Genomic DNA, 26,901 nt, shown 5'->3' with positions numbered 1-26,901 from the left:
AGGAATCCCACGCATGAAGGGTGTCGGCACCGACATCGGCACGATCCATTTCATCGGCATCGGCGGCATCGGCATGTCCGGCATCGCTGAGGTGATGCATAATCTGGGCTACAGGGTTCAGGGCAGCGACGTCGCCGAAGGCTATGTGGTCGAGGGGCTGCGCAAGAAGGGCATCCCCGTGATGATCGGCCACAAGGCCGAAAATCTGGGCGATGCCGCCGTGGTCGTGACCTCCACCGCGATCAAGAAGGGCAATCCGGAGGTCGATCTGGCGCTGGAGCGCCGCGTCCCCGTCATCCGCCGGGCCGAAATGCTGGCGGAACTGATGCGCCTCAAATCGACCGTCGCGGTCGCGGGCACGCACGGCAAGACCACGACCACATCGATGGTCGCGGCGTTGCTGGATGCGGGCGGGGTGGACCCGACCGTCATCAATGGCGGCATCATCAACAGCTACGGCTCCAACGCCCGCCTCGGCAACAGCGAATGGATGGTGGTAGAAGCCGACGAGAGTGACGGCAGCTTCCTGCGCCTGGACGGCACGCTGGCGGTCGTCACCAATATCGATCCCGAGCATCTCGACCATTATGGCAGTTTCGACAAGGTGAAGGACGCCTTTGTCGAGTTCGTCGAGAATGTGCCTTTCTACGGCGCGGCGATGCTGTGCCTCGACCATCCGGAGGTGCAGGCGATCCTGCCGCGCGTGCAGGACCGGCGCATCGTCACCTATGGCTTCTCCGCCCAGGCCGATATTCGCGGCGAAAATGTGCAGCCGATTCCCGGCGGCAACCGCTTTGACGTGCAGATCCGGGAACGCGACGGTTCGCTCCGCCGGATCGAGGGCATCGAAATGCCGATGCCGGGCCGCCACAATGTGCTGAACGCCATGGCGGCGATCGGCGTGGCGTTGCAGATGGGCATCGATGACGCGACGATCCAGACCGGCTTCGCCAAGTTCGGCGGCGTCAAGCGGCGCTTCACCAAGGTCGGGGAAATCGCGGTCGGTGGCGGCGCCGCGACGGTGATCGACGATTACGGCCACCATCCGGTCGAGATCAAGGCGGTGCTGGCTGCCGCCCGCGAAGGGGCGAAAGGCCGGGTCATCGCCGTGGTCCAACCGCATCGCTTCACCCGCCTGCGCGACCTGATGGACGAGTTCCAGCAGGCCTTCAACGATGCCGACATCGTCTATGCCGCCCCGGTCTATCCAGCCGGCGAGCAGCCGATCGAGGGCGTGGACAGCGCGGAACTGGTCGCGGGCCTCAAGCGCCGGGGCCATCGCAACGCCGCGACGGTCGAGGGCGCGGACGATCTTGCCCGCCTGGTCGCCGCCGATGTGCAGGCGGATGACATGATCATCTGCCTGGGCGCGGGCGACATTACCAAATGGGCGGCGGGGTTGGCCTCCGCCGTTGCGGAGAGGGAAGCCGCCTGATGTTCGAACTGCTCAATGTCGGGCTGGAAATGCAGAAGCGGATGATCGACATCCAGATGCAGGGCGTCGAAGCGGCGCAGCAGATGGTCGACGCCGCCCAGCGCAATGTGGATGCGGGCCTCGCCGCGACCCGCGCGGGCGAGGCGGGCATGAAGGCGATGAAGGGCTGGATGCGGCTTTGGGGGATGCGCGATTGACGCTGGCGGCAACGTCCCTTCCTCCGGTTCGCGGTTCGCTCAAGGCCGATGCGCCGTTGGCACCGCTCGTCTGGTTCAAGGCGGGCGGCGTCGCGCAATGGCTGTTCGAGCCGAAGGACGCGGACGATCTTTCCGATTTCCTCACCCGGCTGGACCCGGCGATCCCGGTGATGGCGCTGGGGCTCGGTTCCAACCTGATCGTGCGGGACGGCGGCGTTCCGGGCGTTGTGGTGCGTCTTGGCAAGCCCTTTGCCAAGGTGGAGCAGGTCGATGCGACCAGCCTGCGCTGCGGGGGAGGGGCCTCGGGCATCCTCGTTTCATCGACCGCGCGGGATGCAGGGATCGCCGGGCTTGAATTCCTGCGCTCCATTCCGGGCACGGTCGGCGGCTTCGTAAGGATGAACGGGGGCGCCTATGGTCGTGAGACCTGCGATATTCTTGTGGAATGCGAGGTTTTGCTGCGGTCCGGCGAGCGGGTGACATTGCCGGTCGATGCATTGGGCTACACTTACCGCCACAGCACTCTTCCCGACGGCGCTGTCGTGGTGAGCGCGGTTTTCCGGGGCTTTCCCGGCGAGCCCGCGGCCATCCAGGCGGAGATGGACCGCATCGCGACCGCCCGCGAGGAAAGCCAGCCGCTCCGCAGCAAGACCGGAGGGTCCACCTTCAAGAACCCGGCCGGTCACAAGGCCTGGCAGCTGGTGGATGAGGCCGGGTGCCGGGGGCTCCAACGGGGGGGCGCGCAGGTTTCGGAAAAGCACACCAATTTCCTCCTCAACCTGGGCGATGCGACCAGCGCGGATATAGAGGCGCTGGGCGAGGAGGTGCGCCGCCGGGTGAAGGAAAAGAGCGGCATTGACCTCGAATGGGAAATTCAAAGGGTGGGCGTTCAGCTGGTTGAAGGAACAGATACATGACTCGTGGCCCCTGGCATGTTGCCGTCCTGATGGGGGGCTGGTCCGCCGAACGGCCCGTTTCGCTTTCGTCGGGCGAGGGCGTCGCCAAGGCGCTGGAATCGCGCGGCCACAGGGTTACGCGGATCGACATGGACCGCGACGTCGCGCTGCGCCTTGCGGAGGCCAGGCCCGATGTCGTGTTCAACGCCCTTCACGGCGTGCCCGGCGAGGATGGCACGGTGCAGGGCATGATGGACCTGATGGGCCTCACCTACACCCATTCCGGCCTCGCCACCTCGGTCATCGCGATCGACAAGCAGCTTACCAAGCAGGCGCTGGTGCCCCATGGCATCCCCATGCCCGGCGGCCATATCGTGCCCAGCGAAAGCCTGTTCGAGGGCGATCCCCTGCCGCGCCCCTATGTGGTGAAGCCGGTCAATGAGGGCAGTTCGGTCGGCGTCGCCATCGTGACCCGGGACGGCAATTATGGATCGCCCATCGGCCGGGATGTCGAGGGACCGTGGCTGCATTTCGAGGAATTGCTGGCCGAGCCCTATATTCGCGGCCGGGAACTCACGACCGCCGTGCTGGGCGACGAAGCGCTGCTGGTCACGGAATTGCGCCCGAAAAGCGGCTTCTACGATTTCGACGCCAAATATACCGACGGCATGACCGAGCATGTGTGTCCCGCCGATATTCCGCAGGAGATCAGCGAAGCCTGCAAGGCAATCGCGTTGCGCGCGCATCGGTTGCTGGGCTGCAAGGGGGCGTCGCGCGCCGATTTCCGTTGGGACGATGAACAGGGGGTCGACGGGCTGTTCCTGCTGGAAGTGAACACCCAGCCGGGCATGACGCCGCTCAGTCTCGTGCCCGAACAGGCGGCGAGGCTGGGCATTGACTATGCCGAGCTGGTGGAGCGTATAGTCGAGGACGCGCTGAACGGCGCCCGAATTGCAGCCAATGGGGGGGCGAAGCATGGCTGAAGCACGCATCCGGCGTGGCGGAACGGCGCGGCTGACGCGAACGACCGGCGCGCGCGGCCGCAGCGGGGGGCGAGGGCGTTCGGTCAAGCAGCGGAGCTGGATCGACGGCCTGATCGACCTGCTGCCGGTGAGCGAGGAAACGCTCCAGCGCATGGCGAGCTGGACCATCGTCGGCATCGTGCTGGCGGCGCTGGTCGGCATCGCCATGCTGATGGGCGTTCCCGCCATGGCCGGGCAGAAGGCGTCCGAACTTGCCGCCCAGGCCGGTTTCGAAGTCGAGAAGGTCGAAGTGCGCGGCGTCGAGCGGATGGACGAACTGCCCATCTACAATATCGCCCTGGGCCAGGTGAGCCGGTCCATGCTTTCGCTCGACCTGCCCAAGGTGCGGGCCGACATGCTGAAGCTCGGCTGGGTCAAGGATGCGCGCATTTCCCGCCGCCTGCCCGATACGCTGGTGGTCGACATCGTCGAACGCGATCCTGTCGCGGTGTGGCAGCATGATGGACAGCTTCACCTGATCGACGTGGCCGGCGTGGTGCTGCAATCGGTGTCCGCCGGGGCGATGCCGGACCTGCCGCTGGTGGTCGGTCCCAACGCCAATCTCCAGACCGCGGGCCTCAACAGGCTGATGGAAAATGCGCCCGCGCTCAAACCCATGCTGGCGGGCGCCACCTGGGTCGGGAACCGGCGCTGGGACTTGCGCTTTCAGTCGGGGGAGACGCTTTCCCTGCCCGAAGGCGACAAGCCGTCGGCCACGGCGCTGGTCAATTTCGCGCGGATGGACGGGGTGAACCGCCTGCTGGGCCGGGGCATCGTCAAGTTCGACATGCGCGATCCCGACCGTTTCGTGCTGCGCCTGCCGCAGGGCCAGGGAAGCGGTTCGTCCGGCGACAAGCCCGATGCGAGCGCCGAAGCGCCCGCCAAGGGCGAGGAAGGCTGAACCCCCATGGCTCAACCCAAGGTCGAGAAGTTCGTCACCGCGATCGACATCGGATCGTGGAAGGTGTCCGCGCTGATCGCGGGGCGCACCGAAAATGGCGAACTGGCGATCCTGGGCACCGGCCAGCGCGAAAGCCGGGGCGTGCGGCGCGGCTTCATCGCGGACATGGAGCGGACCGAACTCGCCGTCCGGGAAACCGTGGAACAGGCGGAACGCGTCGCGGGCACGAATATCGAGGATGTGTGGGTCAGCTTCTCCGGCGGCTCGCTGGTCAGCGATGTCGTCACGGTCGAGCGCGACATGGGCGGCTATCGCGTCGAACAGGCGGACATCGATGACCTTCTGACCACCGGCCAGCAGGGGATCGATCCGGACGGGCGCGTGGTTCTGCATGCCCAGCCGACCTGTTTCACCATCAACGGCCGCGTGCCGGTGAAGAAGCCGCTAGGCATGCATGCGGACCTGCTGGGCGTCGACATCCATGTCGTGCTGGCAGACGGGGCGCCGCTCGCCAATCTCGACCTCTGCGTGCGCGGCGCTTATCTGAACGTCAACTCCATCGTGGCTTCCCCCATTGCCACAGGCCTCGCGTGCCTGTCGGAAGAGGAGCGGGACCTGGGCGTGGCGCTGGTCGAACTGGGCGCTGGCGTGACCAATGTCTCGCTCTATGCAGGCGGCATGCTGGTCGGGCTGCACAGCATTCCGATCGGCGCGTCCGACATCACGGACGACATCGCCTCCGCCTTCGGCATCCGCCGCAGCCAGGCGGAGCGGATCAAATGCTTCTATGGGTCCGCGATGCAGAACCGCCGCGACTTCCGCGACATGATAGAGATCGCCGCGCCCCATGGCGACGTCGCCATTCCGGGGCAGAGCGCCGGCCCCAATGCCGATGGCGGCAAGATCACCCGCGCCGCTTTGGTGGCGGTGATCTGCGAACGGTTGAACCAGATCATGGTGGAGGTGAATGCGGCGCTCGCCGGCATGGGCTTCAACACGCCTACCGGACGGCAGGTCGTGCTGACTGGCGGCGGCGCGGAAATGAAGGGCATTGCCGACTATGCCCAGGGCGCGCTGGGCCGCGCGGTGCGGATCGGACGGCCGCGCGGCCTGGCCGCCATGCCGGAGGCGCATAGCGGCCCGGCCTTCGCGACGCTGGCCGGACTTGCGCTTTACGGCGCTTCGAACCCGGTTGATCTTAGAACGATAGCGCCCGCTCCCCAGACCGTTCATCGTATCGGCGCGCCAGCATGGTGGCACAGAATGGTGAAGGCGATGAAGACGAACTATTGAAATAAACACAGGTCAGACGAATTTTACTGGTGAAATACGCCATCATCTGTTGCATTAACCTTCGATGACAGTTTCGCTCACGTCACCGAAGCTGGAGGGAGCTAGAATTTATGAGCATTGAAATCAGCCCGCCGCATGTGGACGAGTTGAAGCCACGCATCGCGGTGATCGGCGTCGGCGGCGCGGGCGGCAACGCCATCGCGAACATGATCGCCGCCTCCGTCGAGGGCGTGGATTTCATCGTCGCCAATACCGACGCGCAGGCGCTGAATGCCTCGCCCGCGGAACGGCGCATCCAGCTTGGCCCGCAGATCACCGAAGGGCTGGGCGCCGGCTCTCGCCCTGAAATCGGCAAGGCCGCCGCTGAAGAGACCATCGCCTCGGTCGAGCAGGCGCTGGACGGCGCGCATATGTGCTTCATCGCCGCCGGCATGGGCGGCGGCACCGGCACCGGCGCCGCGCCGGTCATTGCCAAGGCCGCCCGCGACCGCGGCATCCTGACCGTCGGCGTGGTGACCAAGCCCTTCACCTTCGAGGGCAATCGCCGCATGAAGTCGGCGGAGGCGGGCATCGAGGAACTGCAGAAGCATGTCGATACCCTCATCGTCATCCCGAACCAGAATCTGTTCCTGATCGCCAACCCGAACACCACCTTCAAGGAAGCCTTCCAGATGGCGGACGAGGTGCTGCAGCAGGGCGTGCGCGGCATCACCGACCTGATGGTCATGCCGGGCCTCATCAACCTCGACTTCGCGGACGTCCGTTCCGTGATGGGCGAAATGGGCAAGGCGATGATGGGCACCGGTGAAGCCGAAGGCGACGGCCGCGCTCTGCAGGCTGCTGAAAAGGCCATCGCCAATCCGCTGCTGGACGGCGTGTCGATGCGTGGCGCCAAGGGCGTGATCGTCTCCATCGTGGGCGGCGACGACATGCGCCTGATGGAAGTGGACGAGGCCGCCAACCACATCCGCGAACTGGTCGATCCCGATGCGAACATCATCTGGGGTTCGGCCTTCAACGACAATCTGAACGGCAAGATCCGCGTATCGGTGGTCGCCACCGGCATCGACAGCGATGCGGGAGCCAATGCCGCGCCGCTGACCCAGCCGTTCAGCTTCGCCAGCCGTCCGGCGGTCGCGGTGCCGACCGCCGCCGCGCCCAAGCCCGCGCCGCAGCCTGCGCCGGCTCCGGTCGCGGCTCCTGCGCCCGCGCCGGAAGCCGAGCCTGAAACGCTGGAACTCGACGTGCCCGCCGCGCCGGCCCCGGCTCCGCTGACCCCGCCTGCCGCAGCGCCGGCGGCGGCGAAGCCTGCGCCTTTCAGTCCGCAGCGTCCCGCCGCAGTGTTTTCGGATGAAGACCCTTCGCAGGACGAGTTGCTGCTGGGTGAGGATGCGGCCGAAGAAGCGCCGGCTCAGCCCGCTCCGGCGCCGCAGGCCGCGCCGCGCGTCGCCACCGGTGGCACGCTGTTCGAGCGGATGGCGGGCCTGACCCGCGGCGCCGACAAGGGCGCCGCCGCCAGCGATGAGGGCGCGCCGACGCCCGACATTCCGCGTTTCCTGAACCGTCAGAGCAACCAGTAATCGGCCGCGGGGTTCGCCCCGGGGCATACTGACAAGCGCGCCATCGGCTGCCATGGGCAACCGGGCGCGCTTTTTCTTTCGACATATTCCCTTGTCCCGCCTCCATCCGCTAAAGGGCTGTCTGTGAGACGTTATGACATATGGATTCTCCGCGGACTGCTTCTAGCGGGCACCGCGCTGGCGCAACCGGTTCTGGCGCAGCCCGCCCAGGTGCAGGCGATGCGTCCCTCCAGCGCGGAAAACCTCAACAATCATCTGGCGCGGCTGGCGTCCAATCCGCGTGACGTGACGGCGCTGATCGGCGCGGGCGAGGCTGCGCTGGACATGGACGACGCGCGGGCGGCGGCGGGTTTCTTTGCCCGGGCCGACACGCTGGCGCCGAACAACGGCAAGGTGAAGGCGGGCCTTGGCCGCGTCATGCTGAAGAACCAGAACCCCGCCGAAGCGCTGCGCCTGTTCGATCAGGCGACGCGGCTGGGCTTTCCCGAAGCGACCCTGCTGTCCGACCGGGGCCTTGCCAAGGACATGACCGGCGATCAGGCGGGCGCGCAGCGCGACTATCAGGCGGCGCTCCAGCGGACACCGGACGATGTCGAACTCACCCACCGCTATGCCGCCTCGCTTGGCATTTCCGGTCAGGTCGATGCGGCGGAACGAGTGCTGAAACCGCTGCTCTACAAGAGCGACCGGGCGGCCTGGCGCTACCGGGCGTTCATCCTGGCGATGAACAACCGACAGGCCGACGCCAGGAAGATCGCGGAGCAGACCATGCCGTCGCAGCTTGCCACGGCGATCCTGCCCTATATGCAGAAAATGCCCTATCTGACCGCTGCCCAGAAGGCGGCGGCGGTGCATTTCGGGCATTTCCCGGCCAATGTCGGTTCGACCGTCGCCGCCATCACGCCCACGCCGCCCGCTTTCGCGGCCGCCACGCCTGCCGCACCGCCGGCCAGCCAACCCGCCGCCCGGACGCCGCCGCCGGCCCGATCCGCGCAGCAGGATCGTCGTTCGCGCCGCACCGAAACCGCCACGAGGCTTGCGCAGGCCGAAGCGCCGGCCCGTAACGCGCCAGCGCCAAGCCAGCCCGTTCCCACCTCCACCATTCCACAGACCCAGACCCAGACCCAGACGCCGCCTCCGCCGCAGCGCGCGCCGCAAGCTGCCGCCTCCGCCGCCGCTCCCGCCACCTCCAATGTGCAGGGCCCGCCGGCGCCCGGCTTCGAATCCGTCCCGGCGCAAAGCCCGGCGCCCGCCAGCCCGCCGCCGAGCCAGCTCAACGCGATCACGCTGGCGCAGGCATCGGCGCCCCCCACATCCAGCCCGCCACAGGGCGGGGTGGACGCGCCGTCGGCTCAGCCGGCTGCTCCGCCACCAACCGCAACGCCTGCGCCGCAGCAGCAGCAGATCGATCCGGCCGTCACCCATTCGCTGGCGGACATCATCCACGCCATCGATGTGCCGGAATCCGAACGCCAGTCGAGCGTCGTCGCGGTCGACCTGTCGGAGGTCGCCCGGATCCAGGCCGCCCGCCGCGCCGAGCGGGAGGCATCCGCCGCCGCTGCCGCGGAAAAGGCGAAGAAGGCCGCCGCCGCCAAGGCGAAGGCCGAAGCGGATGCCAAGGCCAGGCAACTGGCTGAGGAAAAGAAGAAGGCGGCCGAGGAAAAGGCCCGCCTTGCCGCCAATCCCTCGCGCAACTGGCTTCAGGTCGGTACGGGTGCGAACAAGGGCGCACTGGCCTTCACCATGAAGGGATTGCGCAAGAAATATGACTCGCTCGAACCGCAGGACGCCTGGGTGGCGAGCTGGGGCCGCACCAATCGCCTGCTTGTCGGGCCGTTCAGCAGCTTCACGCGGGCCAGGGCGCTGGAGGACAAGCTGAAGGCGGCGGGCGCGGACGTGTTCGCCTGGAAAAGCGATGCCGGGGAAGTGGTTGAGCGGCTTCCGGCGAAATAGGGCGATTTCCCATCGATCGGAACATCGAACGACTCGGCAATGGTCGAAAACGGCATTAAAGGGCGCGGCATGACGCTGCTTGCATCCTATGCCTCGCATCCCGGCCAGAGCCGGGGCCGCCTCCATGCCGAACCCGGCGGGGAGGTGCGGGGGCCCCGCGACATGTTCCAGCGGGACCGCGACCGCATCATCCACAGCATCGCCTTCCGCCGCCTGCGCCACAAGACGCAGGTGTTCGTGTCGCCCGACGGCGATCATTTCCGCGTCCGGCTGACCCACAGCCTGGAGGTGGCGCAGATCGGGCGCACGACGGCGCGGACACTGGGCCTCAACGAAGACCTTACCGAAGCGCTTTGCCTGGCGCACGACATCGGCCATCCGCCTTTCGGCCACGCGGGGGAGGATGCGCTGGAGGCGGCGCTCGACGCACATGGCGGCTTCGACCATAATGCGCATACGCTGCGCACGCTGATGCTGCTGGAAAGTCCCTACCCGCTGTTCCGCGGCCTCAATCTGAGCTGGGAGATGCTGGAGGGGCTGGCCAAGCATAATGGCCCGGTCACGCGGCCCGGCTGGGCCATGCGGGAGGTGGATGCGCTGTTCCCGCTCGACCTTGCCAGCCATGCCTCGCTGGAGGCGCAGCTTGCGGCGATCGCGGACGACATCGCCTATGACAATCACGACATCGACGACGGGCTGCGCGCGGGCCTGCTGACGCTGGACCAGCTTCTGGGCGTGCCGCTGGTGAAAGGCTGCTGGGACCGGGTTCGCGCGCGCTATCCCGATGTGCCGGAGGATCGCCTGCTGCGCGAACTGGTGCGGGAACAGATCGGCGTGATGGCGAACGACCTGATCGCCGCCACCCGCGCCAACATCCTTGCGGCGGGCGTGGAGACAGCCGACGACGTTCGCCGGGCCGGACGCCCGCTGGTCGGTTTCTCGCCCGAACTCGCAGCGCAGGAGCGCGATCTCAAGCGGTTCATGTATGCGACGCTCTATCACCACCCATCACAACTGGCGGCCGCCGACCGGGCGCGCGTGATCGTGACCGATCTGTTTCGCGCCTATCAGGCCGACCCGAAACTGATGCCGCAGGAGTGGCGCGACGATTGCGCGACGCTGGAACCCCGGCGCAGCCGCCATATAGCGGACTTCATCGCGGGCATGACCGACCGCTATGCCGAAAAGCGGCATGCCGAGATTTTCGGTGAACTGGCGCTGGCCTGAGCCATTGTCCGGAGATTCGCGACGGTCCGGCATTCCCTTTGCCCTGAAACCGCTCTACGCATCGGGTCATGGCCCTTCATCCGCAGATCGCCGCGCTCGCGGCCCAGCTTGAGGATCTTGCCGACCTGCTGCGCGCGCAGGGCGACCGGCTCTGGTTGGGGCGGATCGACCTGGTGCGACATCTGGTCGCGGACTCCAATTTCGCCGGCGTCGAACGCTTTCTGCGCCTGTTCGAAGGGGAGGAGGGGCTTGGCGCCCTGGTCCTGAACGACGCATCGGCCAACCGGCGGCTGATCGAACGGCGGCAGGCCGCGCGCATATTGGCCGAACGGCTGGCAAAAGAGGAAGGCGCCGATTGAGCGATTGACGGCGCGGCGCGTTTCACGCAATGCGGAACTGTCGCCGGTGCCGTGGATTCGGTCATCGGACTTGATGCGGGAGAGCATGGGAAGCCTTTCAGGCCACCCCGTCGCCGAAGGAGCAACCGCCCCGGAATCTCTCAGGCCAAAGGACCGCATCATGGGCAGGCACTCTGGAAAGCGGACGGTTCGCGCCGTCCCACCGAAGGGGTAAGCCATCCGGTCGCCTGACTGGTGGTCAAAGCTCTCAGGTTCCGTGACAGAGGGGGTGGCAAACGCGATGAGTCCGACTCCGGACGGGCGCGTCTGTCGCCAATGACCCTCGCACGGAAAGGCCGCCCCTCATGTCCGGCAATGACGACATCGCCCATCTCGAAGAAGAATTGCCGTTGCAGGACCTGCCGCTGGATGGCTGGCACCGCGCCAGGGGCGCGCGCATGGTCGGCTTCGCGGGCTATCACATGCCGATCCAATATGAAGGCATCATGGCCGAACATGCCTGGACCCGCGAACATGCCGGGCTGTTCGACGTCAGCCATATGGGCCAGATAGGCTTTTCCGGCGAAGGCGTGGACGACGCGCTGGAAATCCTGTTGCCGAGCGACATCAAGGGGCTGAAGCCCTTTCGCCAGCGCTATTCGATGCTGCTCGATGAAGAAGGCGGCATATTGGACGACCTGATGGTCTCCCGCCTGGGGGACGGCGCCTTCGACGGCGCGGACATCTATATGGTGGTCAACGGCGCGACCAAATATGACGACATCGGCTGGATGATCGAGCATCTGCCCGATGAAGTGGTGATGAATCACATGGACGAGCAGGCCCTGCTCGCCTTGCAGGGGCCGGAAGCGGGGGAGGCGATGGCCACGCTGGTCCCGGAAACCGCGGATCTGATCTTCATGCAGTCCGGCCTCTTCACCTGGCGCGGCGTTCCGCTGTGGATCAGCCGGTCGGGCTATACCGGCGAGGATGGCTTCGAGATCAGCCTGCCCGCCGCGGATGTGACGCTGCTGGCCGATGCGCTCTGCGCGTTGCCGCAGGTGAAGCCGATCGGCCTTGGGGCACGCGATTCCCTGCGCCTGGAGGCTGGGCTGCCGCTTTACGGCCATGACCTGACGCCTGCCGTCAGCACCATCGGCGCCGATCTGGGCTTCGCCATCCATAAGCGCAGGCGGGAAGAAGGCGGCTTCATCGGCCATGCGCGGGTGATGAAGGAATTGGCCGACGGACCGGGTTCGAAGCGCGTGGGCCTGAGGATCGAGGGCCGCCTGCCGGCGCGGGAGGGCGCGACGATCCATGCCGGCGGCGCGCAGGTGGGCGAAGTCACGTCCGGCGGCTTCGCGCCTACGGTGGGCGCGCCGATCGCGATGGGCTGGGTCAGCCTGCCCCACAGCGCGATCGGCACGGCGCTCGAAATCGAAGTGCGCGGCAAGCGCATCGCGGCGGAGGTTGCGCCGATGCCGTTCGTTCCGCACCGTTATCGCCGCAAAGCCTGAGTCCTTTTCGGAAGGGGATTGATTTATGAGCCGTTATTTCACCGACGAACATGAATGGATCGATGTCGAGGGCGAAATCGCCACGGTCGGCATCACCGATTATGCGCAGGAGCAGTTGGGCGACATCGTGTTCGTCGAATTGCCTGCGGAGGGCACGACCTTCGAAAAGGGCGATGACGCGGCCGTGGTGGAGTCGGTCAAGGCCGCCTCGGACGTCTATGCGCCGATTTCCGGCGAGGTCGTGGAAACCAACAGCGCGCTGGAAGACGAGCCTGCGCTGGTGAACAGCGATGCCGAGGAGGATGGCTGGTTCTTCAAGCTGCGCGTCACGGATGCCAGCGAACTGGAAGGCCTGATGAACGAAGCCGCCTACAAGAAGTTCGTCGCGAGCCTTTGAGAAGCAAATAGCCCCTCCCTTTCGGGGGAGGGGTTGGGGACCGCCCCGGGCGCCGCGTCTGGAGGATGGTCCCCACCCCCGGCCCTTCCCCTGAAGGGGAGGGGAGAGGAGATATGTGAAATGCGCTACCTACCCCTTACCGATACCGACCGGCAGGACATGCTGTCCGTCATCGGGGCGTCCTCCATTGACGACCTGTTCGTGGACGTTCCTGCCGAGGCCCGCCTTTCGGACAAGATCGCCGGCCTGCCCGACCATGCCAGCGAACTGGCGGTCGAGCGCCACATGGCGGCCCTTGCGCGGAAGAATCTGTCGGCGGGGGAAGCGCCCTTCTTCCTGGGTGCGGGCGCGTACAGGCATCATGTCCCCGCCAGCGTCGATCATCTGATCCAGCGCGGCGAGTTCCTGACGGCCTACACCCCCTATCAGCCGGAAATCGCGCAGGGCACCTTGCAGGTGCTGTTCGAATTCCAGACGCAGGTGGCGCGCCTGCTGGGCTGCGACGTCGCCAACGCCTCCATGTATGACGGGTCGACCGCCTGCTGGGAAGCGATCGGCATGGCCCGCCGCATCACCAGGCGCGGCAAGGCGATCCTGTCGTCCGGCCTGCACCCCCATTATGTCTCGGTCGCCAACACCATGGCGAAGTTCACCGGCGACGCGCTGGTGCATCAGGCGCCGACGCTGGACGCCGCCACCGACACCGACGCGCTGATCGCCGGGATCGACAAGGATACAAGCTGCGTCGTCGTCCAATATCCCGACATTCTCGGCCGCATCGCCGACCTGACGCCGCTCGCCGATGCCGCCCACGCGGCGGGCGCGCTGCTGGTCGCGGTCGTCACCGAGCCGGTCGCCCTGGGTGCGATCAGGGCGCCGGGCCATATGGATGCGGACATCGTCGTCGGGGAAGGGCAGTCCATCGGCGTCGGCCTGCAATTTGGCGGGCCTTATCTGGGCCTGTTCGCGTGCAAGCAGAAATATGTCCGCCAGATGCCGGGCCGCCTTTGCGGCGAGACGGTGGACGCGGCGGGCAAGCGCGGCTTCGTGCTGACGCTTTCTACGCGCGAGCAGCATATCCGCCGTGAAAAGGCGACGTCGAACATCTGCACCAATTCCGGCCTCTGCGCGCTGGCGTTCAGCATCCATATGACGCTGCTGGGCGAAAGGGGATTGCGGGAACTGGCGGCGCTCAACCATGGGCTGGCCGTTCAGGCGGCCGACCGGCTGGCCCAGGTGCCCGGCGTCACGCTGCTCAACGACAGTTTCTTCAACGAATTCACCCTGATCCTGTCGAAGGACGCCCGCGAAGTCGTCCGCAACCTGGCGGACAAGGGCGTGCTGGGCGGCGTCTCGCTCGGTCGCCTGTTCCCGGACGCGCCGGCAATCGGCAACGGACTGGTCGTCGCCGTCACCGAAACCGTGACGGTGGAGGATATCGAAATCTTCGCGAAGGCGCTGGAGGAGGAACTGGCATGACCATGCTCAAGGAAGGCCGGCCGACCACGCCGCAGGCTCTGACCAAAGCCGACAGCGCGCCCGCGACCGCCACGGGCAACCGGGCGCTGATGCTGGAGGAAGCGCTGATCTTCGAAATCGGCTCGACCGAGACAACTGGCGTCGACTTTGCCGAAGCGCCAGAGGTCGCCAGCCGTCTCGGCGATCTGGCCCGCACCGACAGCATTGGCCTGCCCGGCCTGTCGGAGCAGGAAACGGTGCGCCATTACACCCGCCTCAGCCGCCAGAACTACGCCATCGACCTTGGCCTGTTTCCGCTCGGCTCCTGCACGATGAAGCATAATCCGCGCCTGAACGAGAAGGTGGCGCGGATGCCCGGTTTCGCGGACCTTCACCCGCTTGCACCCCAATCGACGGTGCAGGGCGCGCTGGCGGTGATCCATGAACTGGCCGCCTGGCTGGTGACCCTGACCGGCATGCATTCCGTCGCGATGAGCCCCAAGGCGGGCGCGCATGGCGAATTATGCGGCCTGCTTGCGATCCGCGCGGCGCTGGAAGCGCGGGGCGATGCGCGCAGCGTCATCCTGGTGCCGGAAAGCGCTCATGGCACCAACCCTGCGACCGCCGCCTTCTGCGGCTATAAGGTCGAGGATATTCCGGCGACACCGGACGGCCGGGTCGATCTGGAAGCGCTGAAGGGCCGCCTCGGCCCTGACGTCGCGGCGGTGATGATCACCAATCCCAATACCTGCGGCCTGTTTGAGCGGGACATGAAGACGATCTCCGACGCGGTGCATGCCGCCGGGGCCTTCGTCTATTGCGACGGCGCGAACTTCAACGCCATCGTCGGGCGGGTCCGCCCCGGCGATCTGGGCGTCGACGCGATGCACATCAACCTGCACAAGACCTTCTCCACGCCGCATGGCGGCGGCGGTCCCGGCTCCGGCCCGGTGGTGCTGTCCGAAGCGCTCGCCCCTTTCGCGCCGCTGCCCTTCGTCGAAAAGCAGGGCGACAAATTCGTGCTGGTCGAGGAAGAGACGGCGGAAGACCATCACGGCCAGACCTTTGGCCGCATGGTCGCCTTCCATGGCCAGATGGGCATGTTCACCCGCGCCCTGACCTACATCCTCAGCCATGGCGCGGACGGCCTGCGGCAGGTCGCCAGCGATGCGGTGCTGAACGCCAACTATATCCTGCGCAGCCTGGACGATGTGCTGGACGCGCCCTTCGGCGGCAGCGGCCCCTGCATGCATGAGGCGCTGTTCAGCGACAAGGGGCTGGCGGAAGGCTTCACCACGCTCGACATCGCGAAGGGGCTGATCGACGAGGGCTTCCACCCGATGACCATGTATTTCCCGCTGGTGGTGCATGGCGCGATGCTGGTCGAACCTACGGAGACGGAGAGCAAGGCCGCGCTCGACCAGTTCATCCTGGCGCTGCGCAGCCTGGCCGAACGCGCCAAGGCAGGTGACGAGGCGCTGAAAGGCGCGCCCTATTTCGCCCCGCGCCGCCGCCTGGACGAAACGCTGGCTGCGCGCAAGCCGGTCCTCACATGGACCGAGCCGGCGCTGGCGGAAGCGGCCGAATGACGGACGGGCCGGAGCCGTGGGAACCCGGTTCCGGCCTCGCCGCCGCGGGCAAGCGCCACGCCCCCGCGACGGAGCGCAATCGCGACGCCATATTGGCGGTGCTTCGGGAGGAACTGCCATCCTCCGGCCTGGTGCTGGAAGTGGCGAGCGGCAGCGGCGAGCATGCGATGTACTTCGCCGCCGCCCTGCCCGCGCTCGATTGGCAACCGAGCGATTCCGATCCGGCTGCGCTGGCATCCATAGAAGCGTGGCGGCAGGAAGCGGGGCTCCCCAATGTGCGTCGGCCACTCAGGCTCGATGCCAGCGCAGGCGGGCCGGTGGAAAGGACGGACGCGATCCTGTGCATCAACATGGTGCACATCAGCCCCTGGGAAGCGACGCTCGGTTTGATGAAGGCGGCGGGGGCCGCGCTGCCGCCGGGTGGCCTGCTCTATCTCTATGGGCCCTATCTGCGGGAGGATGTCGAAACCGCGCCAGGCAATCTTGCCTTCGACGCATCGCTTCGGGCGCGCGATCCCGAGTGGGGCCTGCGTCGGGTCGAGGATGTCATTGCGATTGCGGAGGGCGAGGGGCTGGCATTTCAGCGACTGGTCGAAATGCCCGCGAACAATCTGTCCTTGATATTCCGGCGGCGGGATTGAAAGACTGCCGCGCTCCTGCGAAGGGAGAGCCCAAGGACCGATGCCTCACACTCTCCTCTCCCTCGTCACCGCCGAACTGGCCGCGCCCGCCGATCCGCGCGCGGCGGCGATGGCGGGCGCGTTGGCGGCCCAATATCCCGACGCTTCGCGGGCGGTGCTCTTCTACGGCTCCTGCCTGCGGGAGGAGAATCTCGACGGCTTGATGCTGGATTTCTACCTGATCGTATCAGACTATCGCGCCGCTTATGGAAAGCGCTGGCTCGCGACCGCCAACCGGCTGATCCCGCCCAATGTCTTTCCCTTCGAACATAATGGCCTGATCGCCAAATATGCGGTGCTGTCGGAGGCCGACTTCGCGCGCCTCAACAGCCCTGCCGCCGACAATGTGTCGGTCTGGGCGCGCTTTGCCCAGCCTGCGCGGCTGCTCTGGGCGGCGGACGACCTTGCCCGCCAGCGCGCCATCGCCGCCGTTGCCGGCGCCGCCCCGACGCTGCTTTCGCTCGCTCGCCCGATGGTGCGGGAACAGGACGCGCTGTCGCTGTGGAAGACCGGCTTCACCCTGACCTATGGCGCGGAACTGCGGGCCGAGCGCAAGGGCCGCTCCCTTTCCATCGTCGATGCCGATCCGGACCGTTACCGGCGCTTCGGGGAAGCCGCGCTGGCCCAGGGCCTGCCCCCGTCGCCGGAGCCGGATCAGGCGGCCGCCCTCTGGCGGCGGCTGCAAAGGCGCGGCAAGTGGCTGTCGGTCGTCCGCCTCGCCAAGGCGAGCTTCACCTATGCCGGCGGCATCGATTATCTGGCTTGGAAGATCAACCGCCACGCCGGCACCGCTATCCAGATCAAGCCCTGGCAGCGCCGCTGGCCGCTGATCGGTGCGCTTACTCTGCTGCCGCGGCTGTTCCGGGGTGGTGCGATCCGCTGAGCGCATTCGACAGCGCCTGTGCCAGCCCTGTCAGCGTATAGGGTTTGCGCAACACCTCATGACCCCCGAAATCGGCGCTTTCAGCCGTATCGCCGGCATAGCCGGTGACGAACAGCACCGGCAGATGCGCATAGATGGGGGGCAGGGTGCGGATCATCTCCGGCCCGGTCATGTCCGGCATCAGCACGTCGCTGACGATCAGGCCGATGTCCCGATGGCTGGTGAGCAGCTTCGCCGCCTTCGACGGATGATCGCAGGCGACCGGCAGGTGGCCCAGTTCCGAGAGCGCCGCCATCGTCTGGTTGAGGACGCGCGGATCGTCCTCAACCACCAGGATGCGCATCGGTGGGTGAAGCACGGGTTCCCGGTCCGGCGCAGACGCATCCATCGCGTCTTCGCCTTCCGCACCGATATGACGGGGCAGATAGAGGTGGACGCTCGTGCCCTTGCCGGGTTCGGATTCGATGCGGATCTCTCCCTCGCTCTGGTGCACGAAGCCGAAAATCTGGCTGAGGCCAAGCCCCGTGCCCTTGCCGACCGGCTTGGTGGTGAAGAAGGGTTCGAACACGCGGGAGAGGATGTCGGGCGTCATGCCGCAGCCGTCGTCGCTGACGCTTAGGGTCACATATTCCCCGCCGGCGCATTCCCCGATCTCATGCTGCGCGAGTTCGGCCTGCCCTGTCCTGATGATCAGCCGACCCCGCCCGTCCATCGCATCGCGGGCGTTGACGCACAGGTTCAATATCGCATTTTCCATCTGATGCTGATCGACGAAGATCCGCCAGCCCTTCGCCTCATTTTCGAAGGCCATGGTGATCTGGTCCCCGATGGACCGGTCGATCAGGTCGGACAGGCCCGCCACCAGCGCATCGGGATCGACCGGGCTGGGCAGCAGCGGTTCCGACCGGGCGAAGGCCAGCAGGCGGCGGGTCAGCGCGGCGGCGCGATTGGCGCCCTCCATCGCATTGTCGAGATGGCGGTTCGCCTCCTGCGGTTTCAGCCGCAGCTTGCGCTTGGCGAGTTCCAGACCGCCGACCACCACCGCCAGCATGTTGTTGAAGTCGTGGGCGATGCCGCCGGTCAACTGGCCAACGGCGTCCATCTTCTGCATCTGGCGCAGATTTTCCTCGGCGGCGGCGCGTTCGGCGGTCTCCTTCTTGAGCCGTTCATAGGCGTCCGACAATTCGGCGGTGCGGGTGGCGACGGCCTCCTCCAGCCGGTCGGCGCGTTCCGCCTCGTCATCCGCCTGCCTGCGGGCATTGCGCCGCTCGCTATAGGCGGCATTGGCGAACCAGAGCGCGAACAGCACGCAGACGAGCAGCACCAGCCCGAAAAGCTGCGATGTCTTGCCGAACCAGGCGTTGCGATCCCCGGCCAGCGACACGGCCTGGCTGCGCTCCTGCAAGCGGGCATTCTCCGCCTGGATGACGCGGTCCAGCAGCGCCGTGATGCGCATCAGGTCGCGGGATCTGCCCGCCTGATGGAATTGCGCGAGCGCCGCCATCTTCTGGTCGTAGGTGGTGCGCAGGCCGATCTCGCTCAGCGTCTTGCCGCGCTGGTCGAACGCCGCCTGCAACGCCATGACGTTGCCGCGCTGCCAGTCGGAATGGCGGGTGGTGTAGTTCAGCGTCTTGAGCTGGCTTGCGGCGGTGCGCCACTGATCCTGGAACAGGCGGCCGGTATCGGGGTCAAGGCTGATGACATAGCGGGCCAGCGTCACTTCGGCGCGGGCGGTCTTCGCCTCGAACGCGCGGGCGAGGGCGATGATCTCGAAACTGCGGCGCTGTTCCTTCAGCGCGCGCTCATGGTCGCGGGCCGCATGGCTGGCGCTGTAGAGCAGCGTGCCGAGAGAACCCACCAGCAGGACGACGAGCACCAGCGGCAGGAAGCGTGCAACGAACGCTCGCCACCCTGTCGCATGTTCATCCATGAAAAACCCGTCCGCCATCGACAGTTACACTAGATGAACAATATTAATGGAGAAATGCCGCAGGTGAAAGGTTCCGATTTCGCCGCAAATTCCGTCGCGTTAAATGCCCGTCCGGTCGCGGCGGCGATGGGAAGGCGCGATCAGCCGATCGCCCCCGTCGCCCTGCCCGCGGCCTCGAACATCGCGATGATCTGGCCGACCTGTTCATCGCTATGTTCCGCGCAAAGCGAGCAGCGCAGCAGAAAGGTTCCCGCGGGAGTTGCCGGGGGGCGCGCCATGTTGACGTAGAGCCCCAGTTCCAGCAGCGCCTGCCACATGGCGACCGCCTGCGTCTGGTCGGTCAGGATGACGGCGATGATCGCGGATTGCGGCGTTTCCGTGCCCAGCCTGAAGCCGAGGTCGGTCAGGCCCTTGTGCAGCCGCTGGCTGTTCTTCCACAGATGGGCGCGCTTCTCGCCGGCATGCATCAGTTTGCGGATCGACGTCGCGGCGGTGGCGACGACGCTGGGCGGCAGGGACGCGGTGAAGACATAGGGACGGCAGACGAGGCGCAGCACCTCGAACTTCGGATGGTTGGAGACGCAGAAGCCGCCCACCGTGCCGACCGACTTGGAGAAGGTGCCGACGACGAAGTCCACGTCCTTTTCGACGCCCTGCTCCTCATAGACGCCGCGGCCGTTGGGGCCGAAAAAGCCCATGCCGTGGGCCTCGTCGACCAGGATCATGCAATTGGGATGCTTGCGGACCGCCGCCACCATGTCCGGCAGGGGGGCGACGTCGCCCAGCATCGAATAGACGCCCTCCAGCACCACCAGCTTCAGCGCGTCGGCGGGCAGGCGGCCCAGGCGCTTGTCCAGATCCTCGACGCTGTTGTGGCGGAAGCGGACGATCTCCGCATCGCCCAGGAAGCAGCCGTCGTAGATGGAGGCGTGGCTGTCGGCGTCCAGCACGACATAGTCGCCCTTGCCCGCGAGGGTGGAGATCATGCCGAGATTGGCCTGGTAGCCGGTCGAGAAGACCATCGCGCCGCTGGTGCCGTAGAAGTCCCTGAGCGCTTCCTCGACTTGCCTGTGACCCTGATAGGTGCCGTTCAGCACGCGGCTGCCGGTGGTGCCAGCGCCGAAGTCGTCCAGCGCCTTCTTGCCCGCGGCGACCACGTCCGGGTCGAAGGTCATGCCCATATAGTTATAGGTGCCGAGCAGGATCGTGTCCTTGCCCTTGATCACCGCCTGGGTCGGGGACTTCACCTCGTCCATCACGATGGCGAAGGGATCGCGCACGCCGGTCGCCAGCAGCGCCTCGCGCTCTGCGATCAGGGCATCGAATTTGGAGAAGAGGTCGCGGGCTTGCGTGGCGTCGGTCATTGTCTCAATCGTCCCAAAACCGTTCGGGCTGAGCGAAGTCGAAGCTTCTTGCCGAGCGGAGCCGCGGCTCCATGCTTCGCCTTGGCTCAGCAAAGGGCTTCGACTTCGCTCAGCCCGAACGGCGGTTAAAGTCTCAGGCGGATCAGCCCTTCAGCTTCGCCACGGCGTCCACGAGCTGGCCGATGGTCTCGATCTCGGCCTGCATGTTCATGGTGATGATGATGTCGAACTCATCCTCGATCGCGGCGACGAAATCCATCACCGTCAGGCTGTCCCATTCCAGATCGCCGGCGAAGGTGGTGGCTTCGGTCAGTTCGACGCCCTTTTTGTTGAAAGGCGCGATCTGGCTCAAAACGCTGTCGAAAATTGGCTGGCGATCCGTCATTATCCGTGGTGCTTTCCGTGAAAGAGCGGCTTTTGCCCTTAAGCGTCGCTCTTTGGCAAGGGAATAAGGCGGCAATCGGGCATGACTGTCGCGAAAAAAGGGGAAGGGGGGACTATGGCCGATGGGGCGAATGCGCCGGTGCCCAATGCGATCCACCTGCTGCGCACGGCGGTGCAGACCAATATGCAACTCAGCCAGATGGCCGACCAGAAGGCGAACATGCTGATCGGCGCGTCGATGGTGATCTTCACGCTTTGCGTCGCGCAGTTGCGCTCGGGCGCGCTGGTCTGGCCGGTGGCGGTGCTGGCGGTGGGCGTGTTCCTGGCCGCGACCTGCGCGATCCTGGCGGTGCTGCCGAGCGTGAGCCAGCCACGGGGCGGCGTGGGAGAGGAGGATAATCTCTTGTTCTTCGGCGTCTTCACCAGTCTCGGCGAAGCGGAGTTCAGCGATCGGATGATGCGGCTTGTCGCGGATGACGACGCGCTGTGCCGGGCGATGCTGCGCGACATGTACCAGAACGGGCAGGTGCTCCAGCGGCGGAAATATCGCTGGCTGGGCTATGCTTACCGGCTGTTTCTGGCAGGCGTGGTGGCGAGTTTCGCGGCGTTGATGGCGGATCTGGCGCTCAGGTGATGCTGAAGGCGCAGGCCTGTCCTGCCCGGCGGCTTAGCGGAAATTGTCCGCGTAAGCCTGAATCTTCAGCGTCTTCGGCGCGGTCGGAATGACCGTATAGGGAATCCCCTCCCGCTCCGCATAGGCGCGGGCGGCTTCCTCCGAGGAGAAGGTCAGCCTGATCTGCTGCTTCGTGTCGCCGGAACCCGCCCAGCCGGTAAGGGGATCGGGCTTCTTCGCTTCGGCCGCCACATATTCCAGCACCCATTTGCGGGTCAGCGCCTTGCCGGACTGCAGGGCGTTCTTCTGGATCTGATAGATGCGCGCGCTCATCGCGATAGAGACTCCTGAGGGAAGATCGGGTTGCGTTGCACCAGCGACTGGATCGAAGTCAAGGCTTCCCCTTGGCGTCGGCGCGTTTCGTGCGCAGCGTGGCGCCGGCGGCCGCCGGGTCGTCCGGCCAGGGATGTTTGGGATAGCGGCCGCGCATCTCCTTCGCCACGGCGCTCCAACTGCCCTTCCAGAAGCCCGGCAGGTCGCGCGTCGTCTGGATCGGCCGGCCGGCGGGCGAGGTGAGGGAGAGGACCAGCGGAATGCGCCCGCTGCCGACCACCGGATGCTCGTTGAGGCCGAACAGGGCCTGGACGCGCAGTTCGACGCGGGGGCCGCCCTCCGCCGCATAGTCGATCTCATGGCCGCTGCCGGCGGGGGAACGGAATTCGGGCGGGGCCAGCCGGTCGACCTGCTGCTTCCCGTCCCAGCCGATCAGCCCTTCCAGCACGCCCGAAAGCTGCGAGCGGTCGATGTCGGAAAGGCGGCGCCTGCCCTGCAGCAGCGGGGGCAGCCATTCGTCCAGCGTTTCCATCAGCGCGGTATCTGACAGCGCCTCCACCCCGGCGAAGGCAGCGCGCATCCTGAGCGACCGCGCGGCGTCGGACCAGGGAAGCAGGTCCAGCCCGCCCTGCCGCACGCCGTCGGTCAGGGCGGCGACCACGGCGGTCGGATCGGGCCGATCGTCGGAACCGGAAGAGAGCCGCACCGCGCCCAGCCGCCTTTCGCGCAGCGCCTCTATCCCGCCATTGGCGGCCCGGAAGCGCACGGTGCGGTGTTCCGCGACGCGAGCGCTGAACAGGTCGATCACCTCCGCCTCGCCGATCGGTGCGGCGGAAAGGATGCGGGCGCCCGCGGCGCTGCCCTGCACTTCGCCCACCGCCAGCCATTCCTCCCGCGCCAGGGGGCTGAGCGGGTCGAGCCGGAAGCCGCGTCCCCCGACGCTTGCCCAATCGGCTCCGTCCGCAGAGCGGCGCCTTGCGACCCGGTCCGGGAAAGCGAGGGCAAGGCAGAGGCCGGTTTCATGGCCTCCCGCCGCACTGACAGGGATTGCGCCGGATGAATCCGTCGGGGCCAGCTTCGCCCATCGCTTCGCCATCGCCCGCGCCACATCGGCGCGCTTGCCGCTTTCCCGCCGCCAGCGCATCCGCCGCTGCGACAGGTCCGTGTCCTGTCCGCCGATTCCCCGCTCGCCCAGCAGCACGGCAACCTCCGCCGCGATCTCCGCCAAACCCATTTCGCCTGCCCGCACCAGCATATGGCCGATGCGCGGTTCCAGCGGCAAGGTGGCGAGCGTCTTGCCATGGGCGGTGATGCGTCCATCCTCGTCCAGCGCTTCCAGCACCGTCAGCCGCTTGCGCGCCTCCGCCACGGCGGCAGCGGGCGGCGGGTCCAGCCAACGCAGCTCGCCCGGATCGCTCACCCCCCAAAGCGCGCAGTCCAGCATCAGGCTCGACAGGTCGCTCTCCAATATTTCCGGCGGGTCGAAGGGCGGCATCCCGGCCGTCGCAGCCGCTTCCCATAGCCGATAGGCGACACCCGGCCGCTGCCGCGCCGCCCGCCCCGCCCGCTGGGTCGCCGCCGCCTGGCTCGCCCGCTCCGTCACCAGCCGCGTCACCCCCGCCGCCCGGTCGTAGCGTGGCCGCCGGGCCAGCCCGCTGTCGACCACGATCCGCACGCCGTCGATGGTCAGGCTGGTCTCCGCAATGGAGGTGGCGAGGATGACTTTCCGCCGTCCCTCCCGCGAGGGGCGGATCGCCGCGCGCTGCGCCGCCGGATCGAGCGACCCGTGGAGTTTGTGAACCTCCGCCCCGGCATCCTCCAGCCGTTCCGCCGTCCGTTCGATTTCCGCCACGCCGGGCAGGAAGGCGAGCAGGTCGCCTTCCGTCTCTTCGTTGAGCGCCCGGCGGATGGTGGCCGCCATTGCATCCTCTATCCGCTTTTCGGCAGCGCGTCCGACATGGCGCAGTTCCAGCGGCTGGATGCGGCCTTCGCTCTCCACCACCGGCGCGTCCTTCCCGCCATGGGCGAGCAGCGCGGCAAAACGTGCCCCGTCCAGGGTGGCGGACATCGGCACGATCCGCAGGTCCGGCCGCAGCGCGCCCTGGGCGTCCAGCGCGAGCGCCAGTCCGAAATCGCTGTCCAGGCTGCGCTCATGCACTTCGTCGAAGAGGACCGCGGAAACGCCCGAAAGCTCCGGATCGTCCTGGACCCGCCGCACGAAAATGCCTTCGGTCAGGACCAGCAGGCGGGTCCGGGCCGACATCCGCGAATCCATCCGCGTCGCATAGCCCACCGTGCCGCCGGGCTGTTCGCCCATCAGTTCGGCAATCCGTTCCGCCGCCGCGCGGGCCGCAAGCCGGCGAGGGGAGAGCAGCAGCACCTGCCCGGTGCACCAGGGTTCGTTCAGCAGCGCCGGGGCCACTGCCGTCGTCTTGCCCGCGCCCGGCGGCGCCACCAGCACGGCGTTGCTGCCTTCGCGCAGGGCGGCAAGCAGGTCGGGCAGCACGGCATCGATGGGCAGGGCAGTCATGGCTGTCCCTCTCGCGCCATTCCCGGCCGAGTGCAAGGATCAGCCGAACAGCAGCGCGTGGATGGGGTTTTCAGGGTCGAGCAGCATCTTCGCCGTCAGCGCCAGCGACATGACGATCAGCAGCGGCCGGATCAGGCGGCTGCCGAAGCGCATGGCGAGGCGCGATCCGATCTGCCCGCCGGCGATGCTGCCCACCGCCATGGCGAGGCCGACGATCCAGATCACATGCCCGCCCGCGATCATGGTAAGCAGGCCGGCGAGGTTGCTGGCGAAATTGGCTGCCTTGGTCTGCGCGGTGGCGCGCACGAGGCCCAGGCCGCCCAGCGCAATGAAGATGCTGGTGTAGAAGGCGCCCGCACCCGGTCCGAAAAAGCCGTCGTAAAAGCCGATGACGCCGATCAGCAGGCTCAGCAGCACCATGCCGATGCGCTGGTGCCGGTCGATCTCGCTCATCTTGGGCGAAAAGGTGAAATAGGCCGCCAGCGCGATCAGCAGCGCAGGCATAAGCCCCGCGAGGATGGATGGATCGACCCGCTGCACCAGCCACGCCCCGCCGACCGACCCTGCGAAGGCGGCGAATATCGGCCAGCGATAGGCCTTCAGATCCATATGTCCCGCCCGCGCATAGGCCACGCAGGCGCCGAAGGTGCCGAGCGAGGATTGCAGCTTGTTGGTGGCGACCGCCGGAACGGGCGGGATTCCGGCAGCGAGCAAGGCAGGCAGGGCGATCAGCCCGCCGCCGCCCGCCATTGCGTCGATGCATCCCGCCATAAGCGCGGCGGCCATGAGGAAGGCGATGGTTTCAGGAGAAGGGATCATGATCGGCAGGAGGTCTTGGCGGAATGAAGCGCTAAGTGCACCTGTCTGCGCAGGAACACGACGATGGAAACGAACCGGCCTGCCAGACCCTCAATAAGCCCGCGCGATGGCGAACCCGACCGCTTCGGTCAGCGCGGCCTTGGCCTTGCCATTGTCGAACATGCCCAGCGCATCGATCGCTCTCTGCCCATAATGCCGCGCCCGCGCCAGCGTATCCGCGATCGCGCCCGTCTTGCGCAGCAGGCCCGTCGCATGCGCCAGATCCTCGTCGCTCACCCGGTTGCCTGCAATGGCCTGCTTCCAGAAGGCGCGGTCATCTTCCGAACCCCGGGCGTAGGCGAGGATCACGGGCAACGTCACCTTGCCGTCGCGGAAATCGTCACCCGCATCCTTGCCCATGGTCGCGCCGTCCGATTCATAGTCGATGGCGTCGTCGATAAGCTGGAAGGCGATGCCGAGGTTGCGGCCATAGACGTCCAGAGCCTGCTCCTCGGCCTCCGTGCGGTCGGCGACCACGGCGGAAATGCGGCAGGCGGCGGCGAACAGGGCAGCGGTCTTCGCGCCGATGATGTCGAGATACTGCTCTTCGCTGGTGTCGATCTTGCGCTGGGCGGTGAGTTGGTTGACCTCCCCCTCCGCGATCACGGCGGACGCATTGGAGAGGATCTTCAGCACCTTCAGCGATTCCGCCTCGACCATCAGTTCGAAGGAGCGGGAAAAGAGGAAGTCGCCCACCAGCACGCTGGCGCTGTTGCCCCAGATGATGTTGGCGGTCTTGCGGCCCCGGCGCAGCCCCGATCCGTCGACCACATCGTCATGCAGCAGGGTCGCGGTGTGGATGAATTCGACCGCGGCGGCCAGCTTGTAATGACGCGACCCGGCATAACCGACCAGATCGGCGCAGGCGAGCGTCAGCATCGGCCGCATCCGCTTGCCGCCGCCCGCGATCAGATGCCCGGCGAGTTCCGGGATCAGCGGAATGCGCGACTGCATCCGGTCCAGAATGACGGCGTTCACCTGATTCATGCCCTCAGCGACCAGCGCCATCATGGGGGCGAGCGAAGGCGCGCTGCTGGCGCGGCCGATGGGGTGGACATTGCCGGTGGCGGATGCTGTCATGACAAGCGCCATGTGGCGGCGCAAAATGCTAAAGGCAAGCGGGAATAGCTTGCGCGGGCGTCCGGAAGCGGCAAAAAGCGCGCGATATTTGATCGACGCATCGTCAGGGCGCAAAACCCGCGTCCATTTTCGCCGGCGATGCTCTGCGGAGGACCAAAGTGGACGAGACCCTGAAGCGCTATCGCGAGAGCATCGACAATATCGACGCGGCGCTCGTCTTCATGCTGGCGGAGCGGTTCAAGATCACCCAGGCCGTCGGAGAGCATAAGGCGACCCACGACCTGCCTCCCGCCGATCCCGGCCGGGAGGAACGCCAGATCGCCCGGCTGCGCCAGCTTGCTACCGATGCCAATCTGGACCCCGATTTCACGGAGAAATTCCTGCGCTTCATCATCGATGAGGTCATCCGCCACCACGAACGGCTGCGGGAAAGGCAGGGCTGA

25 protein-coding genes and 1 riboswitch are annotated in these 26,901 nt (G+C 66.7%); of the genes, 18 read left to right on the top strand and 7 right to left on the bottom strand.

Annotation, left to right across the window (positions count from 1 at the left end; translation table 11 throughout):
* The first annotated feature begins 13 nt into the window (after positions 1-13).
* The 16 genes from murC to EGM87_RS10700 all read left to right on the top strand — a co-directional run bounded on the left by murC (position 14) and on the right by EGM87_RS10700 (position 17,366).
* Positions 14-1,435, top strand: coding sequence for a UDP-N-acetylmuramate--L-alanine ligase (gene murC, locus EGM87_RS10775; RefSeq protein ID WP_044660134.1), 1,422 nt, complete (start codon positions 14-16; stop codon positions 1,433-1,435).
* Entirely contained in the window at positions 1,435-1,632 is a 198-nt protein-coding gene (locus EGM87_RS10770; protein WP_025550630.1) for a hypothetical protein, read from the top strand. Before murC ends, EGM87_RS10770 begins: the two co-directional genes overlap by 1 nt.
* Positions 1,629-2,549, top strand: coding sequence for a UDP-N-acetylmuramate dehydrogenase (murB, locus tag EGM87_RS10765; RefSeq protein ID WP_083199206.1), 921 nt, complete (start codon positions 1,629-1,631; stop codon positions 2,547-2,549). The genes EGM87_RS10770 and murB overlap by 4 nt, the downstream gene beginning before the upstream one ends.
* Positions 2,546-3,511: a D-alanine--D-alanine ligase gene (locus EGM87_RS10760; protein ID WP_044660132.1), complete on the top strand. Its 966-nt coding sequence runs from the start codon at positions 2,546-2,548 to the stop codon at positions 3,509-3,511. The genes murB and EGM87_RS10760 overlap by 4 nt, the downstream gene beginning before the upstream one ends.
* Positions 3,504-4,451 (top strand): cell division protein FtsQ/DivIB, encoded by a 948-nt coding sequence (locus EGM87_RS10755; protein ID WP_044660131.1) that lies wholly within the window; start codon positions 3,504-3,506, stop codon positions 4,449-4,451. Before EGM87_RS10760 ends, EGM87_RS10755 begins: the two co-directional genes overlap by 8 nt.
* 6 nt (positions 4,452-4,457) lie before the next feature.
* The gene (ftsA, locus tag EGM87_RS10750) at positions 4,458-5,744 is read left to right on the top strand and encodes a cell division protein FtsA (RefSeq protein ID WP_044660130.1); all 1,287 of its coding nucleotides are present in this window, start codon (positions 4,458-4,460) and stop codon (positions 5,742-5,744) included.
* A gap of 110 nt (positions 5,745-5,854) precedes the next feature.
* The gene (ftsZ, locus tag EGM87_RS10745) at positions 5,855-7,324 is read left to right on the top strand and encodes a cell division protein FtsZ (RefSeq protein WP_044660129.1); all 1,470 of its coding nucleotides are present in this window, start codon (positions 5,855-5,857) and stop codon (positions 7,322-7,324) included.
* A 123-nt stretch (positions 7,325-7,447) separates the two neighbouring features.
* Positions 7,448-9,277: an SPOR domain-containing protein gene (locus tag EGM87_RS10740; protein ID WP_044660128.1), complete on the top strand. Its 1,830-nt coding sequence runs from the start codon at positions 7,448-7,450 to the stop codon at positions 9,275-9,277.
* 69 nt (positions 9,278-9,346) lie between these two features.
* Positions 9,347-10,504, top strand: coding sequence for a deoxyguanosinetriphosphate triphosphohydrolase (locus EGM87_RS10735; protein ID WP_044660127.1), 1,158 nt, complete (start codon positions 9,347-9,349; stop codon positions 10,502-10,504).
* A gap of 68 nt (positions 10,505-10,572) precedes the next feature.
* Entirely contained in the window at positions 10,573-10,863 is a 291-nt protein-coding gene (locus tag EGM87_RS10730) for a hypothetical protein (protein ID WP_044660126.1), read from the top strand.
* A 66-nt stretch (positions 10,864-10,929) separates the two neighbouring features.
* A riboswitch (glycine riboswitch) is annotated at positions 10,930-11,029 on the top strand.
* 178 nt (positions 11,030-11,207) lie between these two features.
* On the top strand, positions 11,208-12,359 hold the full coding sequence (gene gcvT / locus EGM87_RS10725; RefSeq protein WP_083199155.1) for a glycine cleavage system aminomethyltransferase GcvT: 1,152 nt from the start codon (positions 11,208-11,210) through the stop codon (positions 12,357-12,359).
* Positions 12,360-12,384: 25 nt separating this feature from the next.
* A complete protein-coding gene (gene gcvH, locus EGM87_RS10720; RefSeq protein WP_013040940.1) occupies positions 12,385-12,756 on the top strand; it encodes a glycine cleavage system protein GcvH in 372 nt (123 codons plus the stop codon).
* A 120-nt stretch (positions 12,757-12,876) separates the two neighbouring features.
* The gene (gene gcvPA / locus EGM87_RS10715; protein WP_044660125.1) at positions 12,877-14,235 is read left to right on the top strand and encodes an aminomethyl-transferring glycine dehydrogenase subunit GcvPA; all 1,359 of its coding nucleotides are present in this window, start codon (positions 12,877-12,879) and stop codon (positions 14,233-14,235) included.
* Positions 14,232-15,803, top strand: a complete 1,572-nt coding sequence (gene gcvPB / locus EGM87_RS10710) for an aminomethyl-transferring glycine dehydrogenase subunit GcvPB (RefSeq protein ID WP_044660124.1) — start codon at positions 14,232-14,234, stop codon at positions 15,801-15,803. The genes gcvPA and gcvPB overlap by 4 nt, the downstream gene beginning before the upstream one ends.
* A complete protein-coding gene (locus EGM87_RS10705; protein ID WP_044660123.1) occupies positions 15,800-16,444 on the top strand; it encodes a DUF938 domain-containing protein in 645 nt (214 codons plus the stop codon). Before gcvPB ends, EGM87_RS10705 begins: the two co-directional genes overlap by 4 nt.
* A gap of 40 nt (positions 16,445-16,484) precedes the next feature.
* Entirely contained in the window at positions 16,485-17,366 is an 882-nt protein-coding gene (locus EGM87_RS10700) for a hypothetical protein (RefSeq protein WP_044660122.1), read from the top strand.
* Here the strand turns inward: EGM87_RS10700 and EGM87_RS10695 are convergent.
* The 3 genes from EGM87_RS10695 to EGM87_RS10685 all read right to left on the bottom strand — a co-directional run bounded on the left by EGM87_RS10695 (position 17,323) and on the right by EGM87_RS10685 (position 21,045).
* Complete coding sequence (locus tag EGM87_RS10695) at positions 17,323-19,314, bottom strand: ATP-binding protein (RefSeq protein WP_025549584.1); 1,992 nt, start codon at positions 19,312-19,314, stop codon at positions 17,323-17,325. The two genes, EGM87_RS10700 and EGM87_RS10695, sit on opposite strands and share 44 nt — an antisense overlap.
* A 122-nt stretch (positions 19,315-19,436) precedes the next feature.
* Entirely contained in the window at positions 19,437-20,660 is a 1,224-nt protein-coding gene (gene spt / locus EGM87_RS10690) for a serine palmitoyltransferase (RefSeq protein ID WP_044660121.1), read from the bottom strand.
* Between the two features lie 142 nt (positions 20,661-20,802).
* The gene (locus EGM87_RS10685) at positions 20,803-21,045 is read right to left on the bottom strand and encodes an acyl carrier protein (protein WP_044660120.1); all 243 of its coding nucleotides are present in this window, start codon (positions 21,043-21,045) and stop codon (positions 20,803-20,805) included.
* 114 nt (positions 21,046-21,159) lie between these two features.
* On the opposite strand from EGM87_RS10685, the gene EGM87_RS10680 reads away from it, so the two are divergent.
* Entirely contained in the window at positions 21,160-21,678 is a 519-nt protein-coding gene (locus tag EGM87_RS10680) for a Pycsar system effector family protein (RefSeq protein ID WP_238320092.1), read from the top strand.
* Positions 21,679-21,711: 33 nt separating this feature from the next.
* On the opposite strand, the gene EGM87_RS10675 is transcribed toward EGM87_RS10680, so the two are convergent.
* From EGM87_RS10675 to EGM87_RS10660, 4 genes are all read right to left on the bottom strand, one after another.
* Positions 21,712-21,990, bottom strand: coding sequence for an ETC complex I subunit (locus EGM87_RS10675; RefSeq protein ID WP_025549586.1), 279 nt, complete (start codon positions 21,988-21,990; stop codon positions 21,712-21,714).
* 58 nt (positions 21,991-22,048) lie between these two features.
* Positions 22,049-24,520, bottom strand: coding sequence for an ATP-dependent helicase HrpB (hrpB, locus tag EGM87_RS10670; RefSeq protein ID WP_044660118.1), 2,472 nt, complete (start codon positions 24,518-24,520; stop codon positions 22,049-22,051).
* A 39-nt stretch (positions 24,521-24,559) separates the two neighbouring features.
* The gene (locus tag EGM87_RS10665) at positions 24,560-25,339 is read right to left on the bottom strand and encodes a TSUP family transporter (protein ID WP_044660117.1); all 780 of its coding nucleotides are present in this window, start codon (positions 25,337-25,339) and stop codon (positions 24,560-24,562) included.
* Between the two features lie 90 nt (positions 25,340-25,429).
* A complete protein-coding gene (locus tag EGM87_RS10660) occupies positions 25,430-26,458 on the bottom strand; it encodes a polyprenyl synthetase family protein (protein WP_025549588.1) in 1,029 nt (342 codons plus the stop codon).
* A 158-nt stretch (positions 26,459-26,616) separates the two neighbouring features.
* Here EGM87_RS10660 and EGM87_RS10655 point away from each other — a divergent pair, with 158 nt between their 5' ends.
* Positions 26,617-26,901 (top strand): chorismate mutase, encoded by a 285-nt coding sequence (locus EGM87_RS10655; RefSeq protein ID WP_025549589.1) that lies wholly within the window; start codon positions 26,617-26,619, stop codon positions 26,899-26,901.

Origin of the sequence: Sphingobium sp. RSMS (genome assembly GCF_005406185.4) — a bacterium.
Taxonomy (GTDB): Bacteria; Pseudomonadota; Alphaproteobacteria; order Sphingomonadales; family Sphingomonadaceae; genus Sphingobium; species Sphingobium fuliginis.
The sequence above is the reverse complement of the archived record's forward strand: the minus strand, read 5'-3'. Positions and strand labels throughout refer to the sequence as shown.